Origin of the sequence: Micromonospora violae (genome assembly GCF_004217135.1) — a bacterium.
In the GTDB taxonomy this organism is placed as follows: Bacteria; Actinomycetota; Actinomycetes; order Mycobacteriales; family Micromonosporaceae; genus Micromonospora; species Micromonospora violae.
This window is the reverse complement of sequence record NZ_SHKK01000001.1, coordinates 3,033,597-3,050,691: the sequence shown is the minus strand read 5'-3', so window position 1 is coordinate 3,050,691 and position 17,095 is coordinate 3,033,597. Positions and strand designations below refer to the sequence as shown.

Annotated in this window: 14 protein-coding genes and 1 tRNA gene; 9 read left to right on the top strand and 6 right to left on the bottom strand. The window is 69.6% G+C overall.

Annotation, left to right across the window (positions count from 1 at the left end; translation table 11 throughout):
• Positions 1 to 5 precede the first annotated feature (5 nt).
• Both EV382_RS13455 and EV382_RS13450 read right to left on the bottom strand, forming a co-directional pair.
• A complete protein-coding gene (locus tag EV382_RS13455) occupies positions 6 to 1,622 on the bottom strand; it encodes a DUF1349 domain-containing protein (protein WP_130401982.1) in 1,617 nt (538 codons plus the stop codon).
• Positions 1,619 to 2,578: an ABC transporter ATP-binding protein gene (locus EV382_RS13450; protein ID WP_130401980.1), complete on the bottom strand. Its 960-nt coding sequence runs from the start codon at positions 2,576 to 2,578 to the stop codon at positions 1,619 to 1,621. The genes EV382_RS13455 and EV382_RS13450 overlap by 4 nt, the downstream gene beginning before the upstream one ends.
• Before the next feature lie 155 nt (positions 2,579 to 2,733).
• On the opposite strand from EV382_RS13450, the gene EV382_RS13445 reads away from it, so the two are divergent.
• Positions 2,734 to 4,008, top strand: a complete 1,275-nt coding sequence (locus EV382_RS13445) for a sensor histidine kinase (RefSeq protein ID WP_130401978.1) — start codon at positions 2,734 to 2,736, stop codon at positions 4,006 to 4,008.
• Positions 4,005 to 4,682 (top strand): response regulator, encoded by a 678-nt coding sequence (locus EV382_RS13440; protein WP_130401976.1) that lies wholly within the window; start codon positions 4,005 to 4,007, stop codon positions 4,680 to 4,682. Before EV382_RS13445 ends, EV382_RS13440 begins: the two co-directional genes overlap by 4 nt.
• 59 nt (positions 4,683 to 4,741) lie before the next feature.
• On the opposite strand, the gene zwf is transcribed toward EV382_RS13440, so the two are convergent.
• Positions 4,742 to 6,235, bottom strand: coding sequence for a glucose-6-phosphate dehydrogenase (gene zwf / locus EV382_RS13435; RefSeq protein ID WP_130401974.1), 1,494 nt, complete (start codon positions 6,233 to 6,235; stop codon positions 4,742 to 4,744).
• A 289-nt stretch (positions 6,236 to 6,524) separates the two neighbouring features.
• Between zwf and EV382_RS13430 the strand changes: the two genes are divergently transcribed.
• Complete coding sequence (locus EV382_RS13430) at positions 6,525 to 7,754, top strand: trypsin-like serine peptidase (RefSeq protein ID WP_130401972.1); 1,230 nt, start codon at positions 6,525 to 6,527, stop codon at positions 7,752 to 7,754.
• Positions 7,755 to 8,043: 289 nt separating this feature from the next.
• Here the strand turns inward: EV382_RS13430 and EV382_RS13425 are convergent, their stop codons facing one another.
• Positions 8,044 to 8,922, bottom strand: coding sequence for a hypothetical protein (locus EV382_RS13425; protein WP_244236667.1), 879 nt, complete (start codon positions 8,920 to 8,922; stop codon positions 8,044 to 8,046).
• 61 nt (positions 8,923 to 8,983) lie between these two features.
• Positions 8,984 to 9,541, bottom strand: coding sequence for a nucleotidyltransferase family protein (locus tag EV382_RS13420; protein WP_244236666.1), 558 nt, complete (start codon positions 9,539 to 9,541; stop codon positions 8,984 to 8,986).
• A gap of 141 nt (positions 9,542 to 9,682) precedes the next feature.
• Between EV382_RS13420 and EV382_RS13415 the strand changes: the two genes are divergently transcribed.
• Both EV382_RS13415 and EV382_RS13405 read left to right on the top strand, forming a co-directional pair.
• On the top strand, positions 9,683 to 11,194 hold the full coding sequence (locus EV382_RS13415) for a hypothetical protein (protein WP_130401970.1): 1,512 nt from the start codon (positions 9,683 to 9,685) through the stop codon (positions 11,192 to 11,194).
• Positions 11,195 to 11,370: 176 nt separating this feature from the next.
• Positions 11,371 to 12,203 (top strand): IS5 family transposase gene (locus tag EV382_RS13405; RefSeq protein ID WP_425271896.1). Its coding sequence is split into 2 segments (ribosomal slippage): positions 11,371 to 11,713 and positions 11,713 to 12,203, totalling 834 coding nucleotides; the frame shifts between segments, so codons are not numbered across the junction.
• On the opposite strand, the gene EV382_RS13400 is transcribed toward EV382_RS13405, so the two are convergent.
• Entirely contained in the window at positions 12,172 to 12,660 is a 489-nt protein-coding gene (locus EV382_RS13400; protein WP_130401968.1) for a GNAT family N-acetyltransferase, read from the bottom strand. The two genes, EV382_RS13405 and EV382_RS13400, sit on opposite strands and share 32 nt — an antisense overlap.
• 162 nt (positions 12,661 to 12,822) lie before the next feature.
• On the opposite strand from EV382_RS13400, the gene EV382_RS32710 reads away from it, so the two are divergent.
• From EV382_RS32710 to EV382_RS13380, 4 genes are all read left to right on the top strand, one after another.
• Positions 12,823 to 12,954: transfer RNA gene (locus tag EV382_RS32710), tRNA-OTHER, on the top strand.
• Positions 12,955 to 13,006: 52 nt separating this feature from the next.
• Complete coding sequence (locus EV382_RS13390) at positions 13,007 to 15,166, top strand: TerD family protein (RefSeq protein ID WP_130401964.1); 2,160 nt, start codon at positions 13,007 to 13,009, stop codon at positions 15,164 to 15,166.
• 386 nt (positions 15,167 to 15,552) lie between these two features.
• Complete coding sequence (locus EV382_RS13385; RefSeq protein WP_208758401.1) at positions 15,553 to 16,326, top strand: hypothetical protein; 774 nt, start codon at positions 15,553 to 15,555, stop codon at positions 16,324 to 16,326.
• Positions 16,327 to 16,503: 177 nt separating this feature from the next.
• Positions 16,504 to 16,908, top strand: a complete 405-nt coding sequence (locus tag EV382_RS13380) for a hypothetical protein (RefSeq protein ID WP_130401960.1) — start codon at positions 16,504 to 16,506, stop codon at positions 16,906 to 16,908.
• Positions 16,909 to 17,095 lie beyond the last annotated feature (187 nt).

Below are 17,095 nucleotides of genomic sequence, written 5' to 3'. Positions count from 1 at the left end.
CGTGTTCACGCGTCCCTACGGCGTAGCAGCCAGAGTGCGACGGCCATCGTCACCACGGCGTAGGCGCAGATGACCCCGAACCCGGCCCACGGCTGGTCGTAGACGCAGCCGTTCTCGGGCGCGCAGATTCGTGGCACGTGCTCGTAGGTGGGGATCGTCTGCTGGATTGTGAACCCGGCGGCCGGGGTGAGCCGCATCAGCCACTGCCCGGCTGCCGGCGGCAGGCCGCTGGCGAGCAGCTGCGGCAGGACGATGAGCACGATGACGATCGTGACCGCGCTCGCGGCGCGTCGCAGCACCGTGCCGAGGGCCAGGCTGAACACCGCGATCGCGGCCAGCACGGCGGCGGTGCCGACGACGGCTCGCAGCACCGGGGGGTCGGTCAGCGACCAGTCCGGGTAGACGGGGGGCAGGTAGCCGTTGTCGCGCATGATCGGCCGGGTGATGAGCAGCGCGGCGACGGTGGCCACGAGCCCGAGGACGAACGTGACCACGCCGATGACCAGTGCCTTGGCCGCCAGAACACGACGCCGTCCGGGGCTTGCCGCGAACGTCGTGCGGAGCATGCCGCGCCGGTATTCGGTGGTGACGAACAGGACCGCTACCGCGACGATCGCCATCAGCCCCGCGTACACGCCGGTGAGGTTCTGTTTGATGACATCCTCTCCGGGCGTTCGCGGCGCGATGTCACCGACGCCGATCAGCGTCAGGCGGTCACCGACCCAGACCGCTGCCGGCGGCGGGGACGGGGACCTCTTGTCGCCCGACCGGTCGGGGGTCGGCGGTGCGCCGGGCTGACGGGCCGAGTCATCGATCTCGTCGTCCTGCCAGCCGTCGCGCGGCTCGCCGGGCCCGGTGCCCGGGGTCCCGGTCGGCTGCAGCGTTGGCCGCTCGAACAGCGCCCTCGTCGTGGTCGGGTACTGGCCGACGCGGATGCTGCCGAGTTGTCGCTGCGCCAGCAGGGCCACGGTCGGTGAGGCGACGAACGGCCCGACCTCGACGGTCTGCGGCAGGTCCGCGACGGTGACGGTGCCGACGGGCGTCCAGGAGATTCCGTCGGCCGACTGGAAGGCGCTGATCGTCGAGCCGGCGCGGGTGAGCCTGAGCCAGGTCGGTGCTGCGGCAGCGGGGCCAGCGATGTCGGTTGTGAAGTTCGACTGCAGCCGGACGCCGTGGCCGGGGGTGAGCATCACCGCGGCGTAGGGCGAGCCGGGCCGCAGTCCGTCCTTGATCATCAGCCCGGCCTTGGACCACACCCTCCGCTCGATGTCGGTGGCCCGCACGTCGCCGTCATCCTCTGGCGGCAGGCTGACCTCCAGGCTTGTCGAGACGACCCGGGTCGTCACGGTGCCGTCCCCGCTCAACGGGCGGTGAACGAAATGGAACCGGTCCTGCACCCAGACACCGTCCGGGCCGGCGACGGGTGCGTCGACGGCTCCGGGTTGGCTGCTCGCGGCGGTCACGAGGCCGACGAGGATAACCAGCACCGGCGCGGCCAGCAGGGCGATGGCCCAGCGGCGGACCGTACGCAGCTTCGTCCACTCCGACAGCAGGAGCCGGCCGAAACCGGGACGGCCGCCCTCCAGCAGCGAATCGGCGCCGCGGTGCGCGGTGGCGGTCATCGGGCAGCCCGCTCGTCGCGCTCGACAGCGCCGAACTCGATCGCGTCGCGGGTCAGCTCCATGTACGCCTCTTCGAGAGAGGCCCGGTGCGCGGACACCCCGCTGAACGTCACCCCATGGTGGGTGAGCAGCGCGACGACGCGCTCGATGGGCAGCCCGGCCACGGTCACCGTCTCGCCGTCGGCGATGGTGGTCAGCGCGCCTGTGTCGGCAAGGGCCGTCATCGCCTCGGTGCGCATGCCCGTCCGCACGGCGACCCGATCCCCGGATGCGCGCGCGACCAGATCCCGGACGCTCGTGTCGGCCAGGAGCCGGCCGCGGCCGATGACCAGCAGGTGATCGGCACTGTCCTCCAGTTCGCCCATCAGGTGGCTGGAGATCAGAACCGCCCGGCCCTCGTCGGCCAGGGACCGCAGCAGGCCGCGGATCCACTGGATGCCGTCGATGTCCAGTCCGTTGATCGGTTCGTCGAAGATGACCACCGCTGGGTCCCCGAGCAGCGCGGCGGCGATACCGAGCCGCTGCCGCATGCCGAGCGAGAACCCACCGACCGTCCGCTTCCCGACCGCCGCGAGTCCGGCGAGGTCGAGGACCTCGTCGACGCGGCGGCTCGGAACCGCGTTGGACTGGGCGAGCCAGAGCAGATGGTTGCGGGCGCTGCGACCGGGGTGCACCGCGGAGGCGTCGAGGAGCGCGCCGACCGTGCGCAGTGGGCGGGCGAGGGCCCGATACGGCCGGCCGCCAACCAGCGCGGTGCCCCCGTCGGCCGCGTCGAGCCCGAGGATGATGCGCATCGTGGTGGACTTGCCGGCGCCGTTCGGCCCGACGAAACCGGTCACCATGCCGGGCTCGACGGTGAACGACAGGTCATCGACGGCCACCGTCGACCGGTACCGCTTGCGCAGCCCACGCACCTCGATCGCCACGCCCGCGCCGCGCGGGGAAAATTCGGTCATGGTAGCGACGCTAGGCGGCCGGCGACGCCCAGTCGTCCCGCTGCGGAACCGTCTTCGGGGCAGTGCTTCGGGTGACGTCGCGGTGACGCCGTCCCCCGCGCGGGGGACGACCACCGGGGGACGCGGCGACCGGACGTTCCGGGGAGAATAGCGGCATGGAGGCAGACGCCCACCGCTGGCCGGCCGCCGCCAGACGGTTCGTCGGACGCGTCACGGGCCTGCCCGAGCTGCCAGCGGCCGCTGCGGCGCTGCTCGGGTTCACCGCGATGGGAGAAACCGTCCTGAGCGGCGTGGTCTCCGACGCGCTGCTGCCGGCCGCGCTGCTCCTCGCCCTCTGTGCCACCGCACCGGTGGCGCTGCTGGCAACCCAGCCGATATGGGCCACCACGATGACGACCGCGGCAACGTCGCTCCTGCTCGCGCTGCATCCCCGGCCACCGATCGCGGCGCTCATCGCCGAGGTCGCCGCGCTCTGGCTGCTGGGGCGGTGTCGCCGGGCCGTCGTGGCAGGCTGGTTCGTGCTGCCGTTCGTCGGCTACGCGATCCTCGGTCCGCCCGACGGCGGCCGCGACGGGCGGATCGTCGCGCTCGTCGTCGCGGCGGTGACCGTCGCGGCGGCCGGCGCAGGCGCCGCCGCGCGTGCCCGCGCGGAGGCCACGGCCCGCGACGAGTCCCGCGAGGCGATGGCGAAGACCCTGCTCGCGCATGCGGCACGAGGTGAACGCGCCCGGATCGCCCGCGAGCTCCATGACGTTGTGGCCCACCACATCTCGAAGATCGCAGTCCAGGCGGAAGCGGCCCGGTTGGCCACGCCAGGCCTGCCGCCGGACGGAGCGAAGCGCCTCCTCGCGATCGGCGACACGGCCCGGGCGGCGCTCACCGAAATGCGACGGCTCCTCGGAGTGCTGCGCCACGACGACGAAGAGCCCGACGCGACCGGCCCGAACCGTACCCCGCAGCCCGGCCTACGGCAGCTCACCGACCTGCTCGACGAGGCACGCGACTCGACCGGCGCCGGCGTACGACTGCTCGTATCCGGCCGAATCGTCCCGCTCGATCCGGGCGTACAGCTCACCACATACCGGATCGTCCAGGAGGCGCTGACCAACGTGCGCCGCCACGCCCCCGGCGCCGCGGTCGACGTCGAGTTGACGTACACCAACGACGCCCTGCGCGTGCGTGTGCGCGACAACGGCCCCGGCCCGATCCCCGGCCGGCCCTCCGGCACCGGGCACGGGCAGCTCGGCATGCGCGAGCGGGTCGCCACCCTGGGCGGCGAGCTGCGGACCGGCCCCGCGCCAGGCGGCGGCTTCCTGGTCGACGCCGTGCTGCCCCTCCCCGAGAACCCGTCAGCGGCACCGGCAACGACCACCGGCCCCCAGCATGCCCCACACCTGACCGGAGCGAGCGAAGCCATGGCGGACCGATGAGCGGTCCCGTGCGCGTCGTCGTCGCCGACGACGACGAGGTCGTCCGCGCCGGCTTCGTCATGCTCCTCGACACGCAGCCCGACCTCACCGTCGTCGGCAGCGCCGCCGACGGCGCCGAAGCGATACGGGTCTGCCGCCAGCACCGACCCGACGTGGTCCTCATGGACATCCGCATGCCCGTCATGAACGGCATCGAGGCCACCCGGCACCTAGCCGTCGGCGACGGCCCCCGGATTCTCATCCTCACCACATTCGACCTGGACGAACACGTCTACGACGCCCTCGGCGCCGGCGCGAGCGGCTTCCTGCTCAAGGACGTCAGCGCCGAACGGCTGTTCGATGCCGTCCGAGTCGTAGCAGCCGGCGACGCGCTACTCGCGCCACGGGTGACCCGCCGGCTCATCAGCGAATTCACGCGCCTGCGCCCCCGACCACCCCGGCAGCCCGTGCCGCTCAGCTCGCTCACGCCACGAGAGACCGACGTGCTGCGGCTCATGGCCGAAGGGTTGTCCAACCCCGAAATCGCCAAACGGCTCGTCGTCAGCGACGAAACCATAAAGACCCATGTCAGTCGCCTGCTGAGCAAGCTCGGCCTGCGCGACAGAACACAGGCGGTGGTCGTCGCCTACGAGACCGGACTGGTCATCCCACGCGCCAACCCGGACGGGCCCTGAACGACCCGGCGTCGCCGGACGTGTGGCTCAGCGGCGTGGCGACACTCGTTGTGGCTGGGTCACGCGGAGTTGCGCCACTTGCGGCCGTTTCGGCCGATGAGCCGGTCGGCGTCGGTCGGGCCCCAGGAGGCGGCCTCGTAGGTGGGGATCGGCGAGTTGTCCTTCTTCCAGTTCTCGATGATCGGGTCGACGATCCGCCAGCACTGCTGCACCTCGTCGCTGCGGATGAACAACGACGCGTCACCGATCAGCGCGTCCAGGAGCAGCCGCTCGTACGCCTCCGGGGACTCCTCGACGAACGTCTGGTCGTAGGAGAACTCCATCGTGGCGGTGCGGACCCGGAAGGAGTGGCCGGGCACTTTCGCGCCGAAGCGCAGCGAGATGCCCTCGTTCGGCTGGATCCGTAGGATCAGCGCGTCAGCGTCGAGGCCGGTGAGCTGGTCGGTCGGGATCGGCAGGTGTGGCGGCCGTTGGAACTGCAGGGCCACCTCGGTGAGCCGGGCCGGCAGGCGCTTGCCGGTGCGTACGTAGAACGGCACCCCGGCCCAGCGCCAGTTGTCCACGTTCAGCCGCATGGCGGCGTACGTCTCGGTCCGCGACAGGGGGTCGACGCCGGCCTCCTCGCGGTAGCCGGCCATCAGCTCCTCGCGGGTGCCGCCCCGGGTGTACTGTCCCCGGACCGCGGCCTCGGCGATGTCGCGGTCGGTGGGGAGCCGGATCGCCTGGAGCAGCTTCACCTTTTCATTGCGCAGGCCCTCAGCCTCGAATGAGGCCGGTGGCTCCATCAGTGCCAGCGCGAGGACCTGGAGTACGTGGTTCTGCACGATGTCCCGCATCGCGCCGGCGTCCTCGTAGAAGCCGCCGCGACTGCCGACGCCGAGGGTCTCGGCGACGGTGATCTGCACGTGGTCGACCCAGGAACGGTCCCAGATGGGCTGGAAGATCGAGTTCGCGAAGCGCAGCGCCAGCACGTTCTGGACGGTGTCCTTGCCCAGGTAGTGATCGATGCGGAAGACCTGGTGCTCGTCGAACGCGCTGTGCACGACGCTGTCGAGCTCGCGGGCCGTAACCAGGTCGCGCCCGTACGGCTTCTCGATGACCAGGCGGGAGAAGGAGCCTTCGCGTGGCTGGTTGAGCCCGACACCGGCCAGTCCGTTGATCACCGGCTCGAAGGCCCCGGCCGGGGTGGACAGGTAGAAGAGCCGGTTGCCGGAGGTGCCCCGCTGTGCGTCCAGCTCGTCGAGGGTCTCCACGAGCCGCTTGTACGTCTGCGGGTCGTCGTAGCCGCCGGCCACGTACCGCACGCCGTTCTGGAGTTGGCGCTTGCTGGCGAGGGCGCGTCCGCCGAGGGCGCTCTCGGCGAACTGCTCGTTGGTCATCGGTGTGCGCGCGACGCCGACCAGCGCGAACTGGTCCGGGAGCCGTTCGTGCCGGGCCAGGCTCTCGACCGCGGGCAGCAGCTTACGCCGGGTCAGGTCACCGGAGGCACCGAAGATCACCAGCGTGGCCGGCGGGGCACTCCGCTCCTGGATGAGCTGAGACGCGTGGTCCATGGTCTGCGTTCCTCCGGGCACAAGGGGTGTGGGGTGGGGGTGCGGCTATGGCGGTTGTGTCCGAGGGCCACGCGGTGTGGCCCGTTGGTCGTGGACCTTGAGCGTCGCATGCCGGGCTGCCGGGTGGGGCTTGCGGTGGCGATCCCGTCCGGTCTGTGGGCGTACGGGTGGCGGTACGAACGATCATGGCCAGGTAGCTATGACATAGATGGGATTACATGTCTTGCGTGGTCTCAGGTAGGAAGGCCGAAGGCACGTCTCGGTGCTGATTCCTGAGAAGGAGCGACAGATGACATCTGCCCTGCGCCACCTACGAACGGGGGCGGTCGCGCTCGCTGCCTGCACACTCGGGCTGAGCCTACTGTCGGTACCCGCCGCCGAGGCGTACTCGGTTGCCCCTCTCACGCCACAATCCGAGCGGGCACCGGAGTCGAACCAGTTTTCGGCGGAGGGTGTGACCACGATCGGTGAACTCCGCACCGTCGACGGCCTTCTGTCCTATGCCCCCAACGGCGGGACACAGATCATTCGGCACCCCGGTGCCACCTACATCAAGGTGCACTTCAGCTCGCTGCGTCTGGCCCACGGCGACTACGTCACGGTGTCGAGCCGCGACGGCAGGGAGAGCTACCGGTACGACCGCCACCTGAACCGGGCGGCCGGGTCGGACTACACCACCGACGGGCAGCCGGGTTTCTGGGCGATGTCGGTGGAGGGCGACACCGCCGTGGTGACACTGCACAGCAGCCGCCCCGCAGGTGGCAGCGCCGCCACCATTGACCGGTTCTGGCGCGGATACGACCGCACGGAGATCGCCGCGCACAACTTCTCCACCCAGTCCGTGTGCAGCACCGACGCCCGCCGGGACGTGGTCTGCTACCAGAACAGCCACCCCACCGAGTACGCCCGCGGCAGGGCGGTGGCACGGCTGCTGATCAGCGGCGGTGGACTGTGCACCACCTGGCGGGTCGGCAACACCAACCGGATGCTGACGAACAAGCACTGCTTCTCGACGCAGTCCGCCGTGAGCGGCAGCGAGATGCAGTTCAACTACCAGTGCGCCACCTGTGGCGGCGCGAACCCCGGCGCCGGCACCAAGGTCAGCGGTGCCACCCTCTACCGGGTGAGCAGCGGCGGCTCCAGCCAACTGGATTACGCGCTGTTCTCGGTCAACAACTTCGCCGCCATCCAGGGATTCGGCACGCTGTACCTGGCAACGAGCGCCACCAGCAACGGCACCCGGATCTACATCCCCGGACACGGCGACGGCAGCGCGAAGCGGCTGTCGATCTACGAGGACACCCAGAACGGCGCGACCTGCGCCGTCCGGAACGCGAACTACAACACCTGGAACATCAGCTACAGCTGCGACACCTCCGGCGGCAACTCGGGTTCACCCGTGCTGAACGCCAGCCACCGGGTGATCGCCCTGCACCACCTCGGCGGATGTCCGTCGAACCAGGGCGCGAAAGCGCACCTGATCTACAACGAGATCGCCAGCCTGATCGACAACGGCTGAGACGGTGGGCCGCCGAGGCGCGCTCTGCGCCTCGACGGGCCGCCCGGTGCAGCGCGGTGGTCTTGCCATAGCCGGTGGCTACGACGCAGCAGATGCCCCGCTGGTGACCTGCCCGCAACGGATGCACCGCGTTCCTCCCGGCTGTGCCGCGCAAATCCGGACGACTGGCGTGCCGCTCGCCGTGGATTAAGGTTCACCGGCGACGTCCGGGGAGGCAAGACCCCGGTTGGTCGCGTACCCGATCCAGGGATGTGCGCGACGTGCTGGTTCGGGGCAGGGTTGGGAGGGGTCAGGTCTGACGGGTGGTGGTCGGCCGGCGCAGTTCGGTCACCAGCGACCGTACCCATGGCTGGCGCATGGTGGGTTCGCCGGTTATCGCGGCGGCGAGCCCGGCTCGCCCCTCGGGCGAGCGACCGTACGCGACGATGGCCACGGCTTCGGCGAGGGCGGCCAACGCCTTGGGATCGCGTGCCGGGACGTGCGTGTCCTGGTCGAGCCACCGTGCGACGGGGAACGAGCGGGTGATCTTGGGCTGTAGGTCGCCGAAATACTCCCATAGCCCTGCGCGCAGGGACACCCCGACCAGGGCTCTGCGTGGGAGCTGGGTGGCCCATGGGGCGGCCTGGTACCAGCGCCAGGTGTTCGGGCTGGTCTTTGTGCGAGCGGTGATGCCGATGAACCGCACCTTCGTACGGATCACCGACCAGGCGGCTCTCTCCTCGCTGATCCATTGTCGGAGCAGATGGAACAGGTTCTCGTAGGTGCGACCGCCGTAGACGAGGTCGACGAACGCCACCGGCTGCCGGCGGTGGGCCAGACCGTGCGGGGTGATTCCCAGGTGACTGAGGTTGCTGCGGAACTGGGCGACCTGCGCCGGAGTCAGCACATCCGGATCGGCCCACAATGACAGCGGAACCTGGTGGCAGCGGTCGCGCCACGTGGTCGCGGCCAGCGCGCCGCTGAGCAGGTCGAAGATGCTGTCGGGGGAGCGGCCGACGAAGTAGAGGTCCGCGTTGGCGCTGCGGGCAAGGACCTTGCCGGCACACTCGAGCAGTTCGGGTAGGAACCACAGATCGGGCTCGGGGACGGCGTCGAGGAGAGCACCGAGCTGGGCCGGAGAGACAAGGTCCCAGCGGAATGGGCCTGTTGGTGCCGGTACCGCTGTCACGGTCGAGACCCTATCCTGACGGGCTGCTGAGATCAGTTGAGCCGCTGAGGTGACGTCCGCGCTAGATCTCCAGCCGCAGTCCGGCCCATCGGTCGCACCATCCCTTGGCCTCCACGCGGTGCCGTACCTTCGCGCGGCCCGCCGCGTCACTGAATGCTGGAGAGGGGCGGACCACCATCCCCACCAGGTCAGCCAGCCCGTGGCAGGACACCAGGCGGACAGCGTCACCGCGCAGGGTGACCGCGACGCAGGTCGCCGTTTCGGGCCAGCGCGACATCGCGTCCAGGGTCGACGTGTAAGGCTCGTCGCCATTGTGCTGATGCATCCGGGCCTGATTGCGGATCTCCCACGGCACTCCGGGGAGAACCACCCGGGCGCGGGCTTCGGCACGGGCGTCCTCGCGCGGGTCCAGCTTCTCCGGATCGAAGTAGGCGACATCCACGTCCCGCTCAGGCGAGACCGGAAGGTTACTGATCGCGTCCCAGACGCGGTTGCGAACGAAGCCGGCACCGATCCACCAGTCGGGTAACCCAAGGTCGGCGGCGGCCCGAAGGACTCTCATCGCCTCCGGGTCTGACTCGATCACGTTCACCACGTCGTCCAATGCGCTGATGACCACACCAGCGACCGTAGCCCGGCGCGCGGGCGGGGCTCGAAAAATGTGGTTCGGTTCGGTTAGTTGGTTGGGCAGGATGTCAGCATGATCCGGGGCAGACGCGACAACGACGGTCGGCCGCCCTCGGGGGCGGGGGATGGTGGGTTGCTCGGCGCGGTGCGGGTCGCGGTTCACGAGGCCCGCGATGGCCGGTGGGAGGCGTTGAACAGCCTGGTCGAGGTGCTGCTCAAGGTCGATGCTGTCGGCGATGAGGTGGTGGCGCGGTCGGCGTTGGCGTTGGTCGCTGGGTCGCCGGGGTTGGTGGTGCGGCTTGACTGGCACGCGCGGTCGGCGCCGTGGCACGGCCGTTACCAGCAGCCTGCGATGCGGCGGGCCTCGGAACGGTTCTCCGGTGTGTCGTCGGGGCCGGTAGTGACGGTGTTGGCGAGCATGCATGGGGACGGGCGGATTCGTGAGCGTGCGGTCGCTGCGATGGTGAGTCGTCCGTGCCGGGAGGTGATGCCGTTTCTGGTGCTGCGTACCGCTGATTGGGTCAAGCCGGTGCGGGACCGGGCGCGCGCCGGGCTCGCGGTGCTGCTCGCCGACGACCCTGCTATCTGCCTGTCTGCCGTGTTGCCGATGGCGCTGCGCCTTGACGCGCGTCAGCGTGCTGCCTTCGCGGTCACCCAGGTGCAGGCGGCGGTGCTGGCGGCGACGGAGCAGGTGTGGCGTGCTCTGCTCAGCGAGGGTGGCCGTCGGGAGCGGTGGTTCGTCTTCGACATCGTTCTGGCGCAAGGCTGGCTGCGTGTGTCGGATCTCGTGACCTTTGCCGAGTCGGATCCGGATGTACGGCTGCGGACGCGGGCGGCGCAGGCGGCGTGCCGTGAGGCGGTGTGGACCCGTCGGCTTGATGTCCTGCAGCGTCTGGCTCGGTCGGCTCGGGCCGAGGTGCGGGTTATGGCGTTGACCGGGCTGGTCCGCGCCGGCAAAGACGCCGACGTCGTTGGATACCTGAACGATGATGCGCCGCTGGTGCGGGCGGTGGCCCGGGATGCGGCTCGCCGCCTCGGTATCGACGTGCGGGAGCACTATCGGAGCGGCGTCGACACCGACCGACCGGCTTCGGGGGCCATTGCCGGACTCGCCGAGGTCGGCTCCGCAGCGGATGCCCGACTGCTCCAACGACTGCTGAGCCATGAGCGGGCAAGGGTCCGTGCTCAGGCGGTACGGAGTCTGCGGCTCCTGGACGCGGTGGTGGCGGGGGAGATGGCGGCATTGGTGCGCGATCCGTCACCGGCGGTGGTGCGGGAGGTGACTGCGGCGCTGCGCCCGGTGGCTGGCGCGCTGCCGCCGGACCTGCCTTGGGAACTGCTCCGGGACGAGCGAACAGAGTTGCGTCGGGCCGGTTACCGACTCTTACGCGGTCGCGGTGTCGACGTCGAGTTGCGGGCAGCTCTGTTACTGGCCGTTGACGCTAACCCGCGCCTGGCCGAGCGCGGTAAGGCCGATGCCACCCGCATCACCCGTGACATGACGCGGACGACGTGGCGCCGGAGCCCGAGACCGGAGTTGCAGGTCACTGAGGCGGAACACGCTGAGCTTCTGGCGTCGACGGCAAGAGCAGCAGCGGCGCTCGGCGAGGAGATCAGCCAGCAACTCGGGCTGGCTGGCGAGTAGCCGTCCCAGCGCATGACGACGATTGAGCCATTTGGGCACCTGCGTCAGACCGGCGGCACGATGCACCCGGCAGATTGGGTGGGCCGACGCTGGAGGCGGCTCTACGCCTCAGAGGCCCAGCTAAGACCGTGTGTCGTTTGGGGTTGTTGAGGTGCAAGGTCATTCGTTGAGCTGGTGTGAGTGACGTGGAGAAGTACTGCCCGGACGCGTTGTGGCACCTCGCGCAGCCGTTGTTGCCAGCGCACCCGGAAAGGCATCAAGGCGGTGGGCGGCGCCGGACCGATGACCGGGCGATGCTCGCGGCGATTGTGTACGTGTTGGAGTCGGGTTGCTCGTGGCGTAAGTTGCCGGGGTCGTTCCCTGTGCACTGGCGTACCGCTCACCGCCGCTTCGCCGAATGGGTTGCCGCGGGAGTGATGAGCGCGCTGCACCAGGCGACGCTTGACGTGCTCGGCGTCGCCGGGCAGATCGACTGGTCAAGGGCGAGTATCGACAGCATGCACGTTCGTGCGCTCAAAAGGGGGACCTGACCGGGCCCAGCCCGGTCGACCGGGGCAAGCCCGGCTCCAAAATTCACGTCGTCGGTGAGCGGGGCGGGTTGCCGCTGCATGTGGATATCTCTGCCGGCAACATCAACGACCACAAGCTGCTCGAGGACATGGTCGACAGCATCCAGCCGATCCGCCAGCCGGTCGGCCGGCCCCGGAAACGACCGGCCAAGCTGCACGGCGACAAGGGCTACGACTACCGCGAATGCCGCGAGCTGCTCCGCGAGCGCAACATCACCGCGCGGATCGCCCGCAAGGGCATCGAGTCATCGAAGCGGCTCGGCCGGCACCGCTACGTGATCGAACGCTGCCTGGAATGGACCACCCGGTCCCGGCGGCTGGTCCGCCGCTACGACCGGAAGGCTTCCCACTACCTCGGATTCCTGCGCCTGGCCTGCGCTCTCATCTGCTACCGCCGCGCCGACCGACTCAACCTGTTGACCAGCAACAAGCCCAACTGACACACGGTCTAAGCCACTCGGGATCGTGACCCCAGCCGTTGCGCTCGTAGAAGGGCACCGCCCGGGTGCTGGAGTGCACCGTCACATGCTCTAGCTCCAAGCGACGGGCCTCTTCCAGCACGGCCGACATCAGCAGGGCGCCGACCCGGCGGTCGCGCAGCTCAGGGACGACGAACACGGACTGCACGTCGCCGCCCCGCCGGGCGTACTTGTTTGCCGTGGGCACACGGTCTAGCACTGCGAGCCAGGCCATCCCGATCACCTCGCCGGCGACCTCGGCCACGAACGCCCGGTGCTCGGGGTGGTCGCGCATCCAATCGCCGAGCGTCGCGACAAACTCGTCCAGGTTGTCGCCCTGGTACCCGCGCTCCTGGATGGCTCGCCTCCAGCGCAGCCCGGCCAGGGCGGGCGCGTCCGCATCGGAAGCCCGACGCACCGTCACCTCGATATCGATCACGCGATGATCCTAAAGTCACTCCCATCCTGCGTAGCGGCTCATGACCTAGACGAAGCGATGGGCGGGCAGGGCCCGGGCGTACGAGCCGGGATCCTGCCCGACGGCGGTCCGGGGCGAAACCGGATAGCCTCGCCATCCCGGTCGGTGCGATGATCGACTTCTGGGTCGCTAGCTCAACTGGCTAGAGCATTCGACTGAGTAGCGCGTCCGCTCTCCGCTTGCGCGGTGATGGGTGCGCTTCCTTCTCCTAGTTGGATCGAAGGGTTCGGGGTTCGAGTCCCCGGCGACCCACCATGCCGCGGTTGCGTGGCGGCAACAGCCGGAGTTGACCGGAACGAGGAACGACGTGCTCGAGAAGCTGATCATTCAGAAGAGCCTGTGTGTGCCGGCCAGCACGGGCGCGGTCGGCGATGGCACGTCGGTGGCCCGGCAACTGGATGCGGCCCTGCTCGGTGTCGGGTTCTCGGCGTCACGGGCTCTGCTGGAACACATCGGCAGCCTGGCCCCCGCGCCGGCGATGGACCTGGCCGCCATGGTCGTCTCGGCGGTACGCGAGCTGGTGGGCGATCACGTCCAGCACAACGCCTACTTCATCGGGTTCCCGGATGACGTGCCGGACACCGTCGAGTTCTGGACGGACCGGCTTCGGGCGGCCGTACTCACCGGTGGGGGCACGGCCACTGACGCACAGTTGCGCGACGCCGTCACCTCGGGTGGGGTGAACCTGCTCGACCTGCCCGGTTACGGGACCTACCAGCACACCTACGCCCAACTGTTGGCCGCGCATGACGAGCTCATCACCGCTGCCGGTGACCGGCTGACCCTGCTGCGTCTCGGCGACACCGTCGACGTGGAGGCAGCGCGGCTCTATGTCGCCTTGGCGGGTAGCTCGACGCCACTCGGTGAGGCGGACCTCGCGATCCTCAGCGAGCTCGCGGTCGCCTGCGTGGACGGGGTGCAGCCGGCCGAGATCCCGGTCCGGGAGAACCGTGCCGTGCTCAACGGGATCCGGCTCGTCCTCGGTCGGGCCCTGGTCGGCGTGGACACGACGACCGACGTGCTGCGTGTTGCCTGCCAGGCCTCCGGCGGGGACGTCGCACTCGTGACGCCCACGCGATTCCGCGCCTTCCGGCGCCCGGAGCGGCGGGTGCTGCTTGCCGCCCTGGACAACGTCGTCGGCGCGAGTCCGGACAAGCTCGGTGACGTGGTGCGCTACGCGGAGCGGTGGAAGCGGCTGGCGGAGCGGTTGCATCCGCACGAGTACGACCAGTGGCCGCACGCGCAGGAGGTCTTCGCGGTCGCGCGTGGCGAGCGGCGGGTACACAATCTCGCCGGCCGCGCCGAGGCGGCGATCCGTGCCGGCGCCATCGGCCCGGCCGCGTCGGTACTGTCGGCGGCGCCGGGCCTGCTCCTGCGATCGGCGGACCGGCTGCTGCGGCTGGCGTCGGCGTCGGAGCGGACCGCTGTCGTCGACGCAGTCACCGGTGCGCTCGCGTCGGCGTCGGGCCGAGTGCTGCTCTCGCTGCGGGAGCATGTCGACAACCGGTTGACGCCCGCGTCAGCCCGGATGTACGCGAGCCGTTCACGCACCGCGTGGATCGGCCCCGACCGGCGGCCGCCGCTGCCGGCTGAGCTGGTGGCCGAGCTGTCGTCGCTGCTCGACGCCGAGATCAGCGCGCGACTGCCGAAGCCGGATCGGCCGCTGCTGGTGGATCCGGAGGTGCTCGACGTCTCCCTGCCGCTGTCCGGCAAGGCGGCAGAGGGCGGCTTCGCGGTCCTGCCACGGGGATCGCGCGCACCGGTGTCCGGCGACCTGGTGCGGTTCTTCATGTACTGGCGCCAGACCAGTCGTTCTACCGACTACGACCTGTCGGTACTGCTGCTCGATGAGGAGTTCCATGGTGCAGGCCAGGTGTCGTGGACGAACTACCACCACAACGGCGTGGTGCATTCCGGCGACGTCACCGACGCGACGAACGGTGCGACCGAGTTCATCGACATGCCCCTGACGACCGGTGGGCACTATGTCGTTCCGCAGGTCCACATCTACGCGGGTGAGTCGTTCGACGAGGTAGCCGAGTCGATGTTCGGCTACCAGACCCGCACACAGGATCAGCTCGGTGCCCCCTTCGACGCACGGACGGTCCGGGCGCGTTCGCACCTGCGCGGTCAGGGGCGGATCGCGCTGCCGATGGTGTTCGCCAGGAGCGACAGCGGCTGGCAGGCCGTGTGGCTGCACCTGTACCTGCGGGGAAGGCCGTCATTCAACCGCGTGGAGGACAACACGTTCACCACGTCGGACCGCGTACGAGCACTGATGCAGAGGCGCTACCTCACCGTCGCCTACCTGGTCGAGCGGTGGCGCGCCGGGGCTGAGGTGATGATGTGGGACGGTCGGCTCCCGGATGAGCCGGTCACGTTCATCGGCGTTCAGGCGCCCGAGGGTCTGCCGGACGGGTCGGAGGCGTATACATTGGATCGGCTCAGTGAGCTGATCCCTGAGTAGGTGTGCGACAGCCGAGGCCATGCAGGCGCTTCCTTCTATTTCCGTTCGACTCGGAAACCTCCGCGCCAGCGGAGGGTGTGGCTATTCCAGCTCCTGCGCTCTCCTCGGCCCTCGCGATGAGGCCACCGGGTTCCGGTGGCCTCATCGCCAGGAACCCTTCCTGTGATGACCTTCGATGTTGTCGGATCGTCGCAGGTGTGCTGGAATGGCGAGCATCGCTGCAGCGCGGGGGCAACCGCGCTGGGAACGGTCAGCGCGGGAGCCTCGTAGTGCGGGCACAGCGCCGCTTCGGCGGACGCGCGCCGCACCGCCGAACCGTCTCCACGACGACAGCACTGATCCGGCCCCAGCCCGCTCGGTAGGGCCCAACGCCATGAAGGATGACCATGCGCCGTTCCCTCGCGGTGATCACCGCCGCCCTGATCCTCGGCACCACAGTTGGTAGTGTCCCGGCCGGCGCGTCGGGTGCCTCCCACGGTTCGTGCACCCGTGGCCTGCTCTTCTGTGAAGACTTTGAGCGTCTGCCGCGGGGTGGTGCGAGCACGCTGGACTGGGGCGTCGACACCCGCAACGGCACGCTGACCGTCGAGCGTGCCCGCCACGGCAACCAGGTGCTGCACGTGCACACGGTCGACAACGGCCGGGCCTTCCTGCGCGTCGACGATTTCGCCGCGCCGGGCAACCGCTTCTATGGTCGGATGCGGCTGCGCGTGGATGCGTTCCCCACCGCCCCCGACTGGGCGCACTTCACGCTGGTGGAGGCGACCGGCACCGGCAGTTCGGAGGTCGTCCGTCCGATCGGCGGGCAGTACGCGCCCACCGTCCCCGGAATCTTCTGGGGGGTAGGCGCCGACGGTGGCCCGACCGGTGACTGGACCAACTGGCGGGAGACCGCCCCGGTTACCGAGGACACCTGGCAGTGTTTCGAGTGGAAACTCGACCCGGCCGACAACCGTGTGGCGGTGTGGATCGACGGTGTGGCGATCCCGGGGCTGACCGCGTCGACGACCGACCACGGCGGCAACGACGTGCCCTTCGTCCTGCCGACGGTCAACACCGTGAAGGTCGGCTGGCAGCTCTATCAGGGCGGCACCACGCCGGCTGAATTCGATCTCTGGATCGACGACATCGCTCTCTCGACCAGGCGGCTCGGCTGCTGACGTCGTTCACCACGTTCCACCGCGTGCCCGCACCGGGCGCAGCCTGCGGCCCTCCGCTGACAGTGCGCCCACCCAGCCCTCCCGGAAGTCAGCCGACCGCGGCGTTCTTGCGTACGGCACGGGGTGTGGGCACGCGGTGGCTGATGGATGAGGGAGCTTGAGAATTTAGGAGCTGGCATGAAGCTGCGCATCGTCCTCATCGCCGTCGGCGCGATCACCGCCACCCCCGCGATCGCCTTGCTCTCCCCAGGGCTGCTGGAAAGCAGCTATGGCTTGACCAATCCCGATCGCATGACCATCGCGCTGCTCCAGCATCGGGGCGTGTTGCAGGCCGCGCTCGGCGCGGCCATCATCTGGGGGGCCTTCTACCTGCCGGCCCGCGTTCCAGCGGCGGCGACCGCCATCGTCACCAAGACCACATTCCTGGCCTTGACAGCTGTCGATGCCGGAATGCGGGCCGAGATGAACGTCATCTCACTCGTGTTCGACCCGATCGCCATCGTCATCCTGGGCCTGGTCATCGGGCTCCAGGTCCGCCGATCCCGGCGCCCGGTCGCCGCGACGGCGGTCACCCGTCCCTAGTGTTGCGGAGGTTGGCGATCCCGGAGGCGGCCTCGGCCAACGTGTGGGCGGGGCGGCGGGATTCGCGCAGGATCTTGCCGGCGAGTCTCCTGATGGTCGCCTCGTTCGAGGCGGTGCCATGGGGGCGTGACGATCCGAGCAGAATTCTTTACCACCGATATATAACGCTGGTATGTTATCCGGGTGA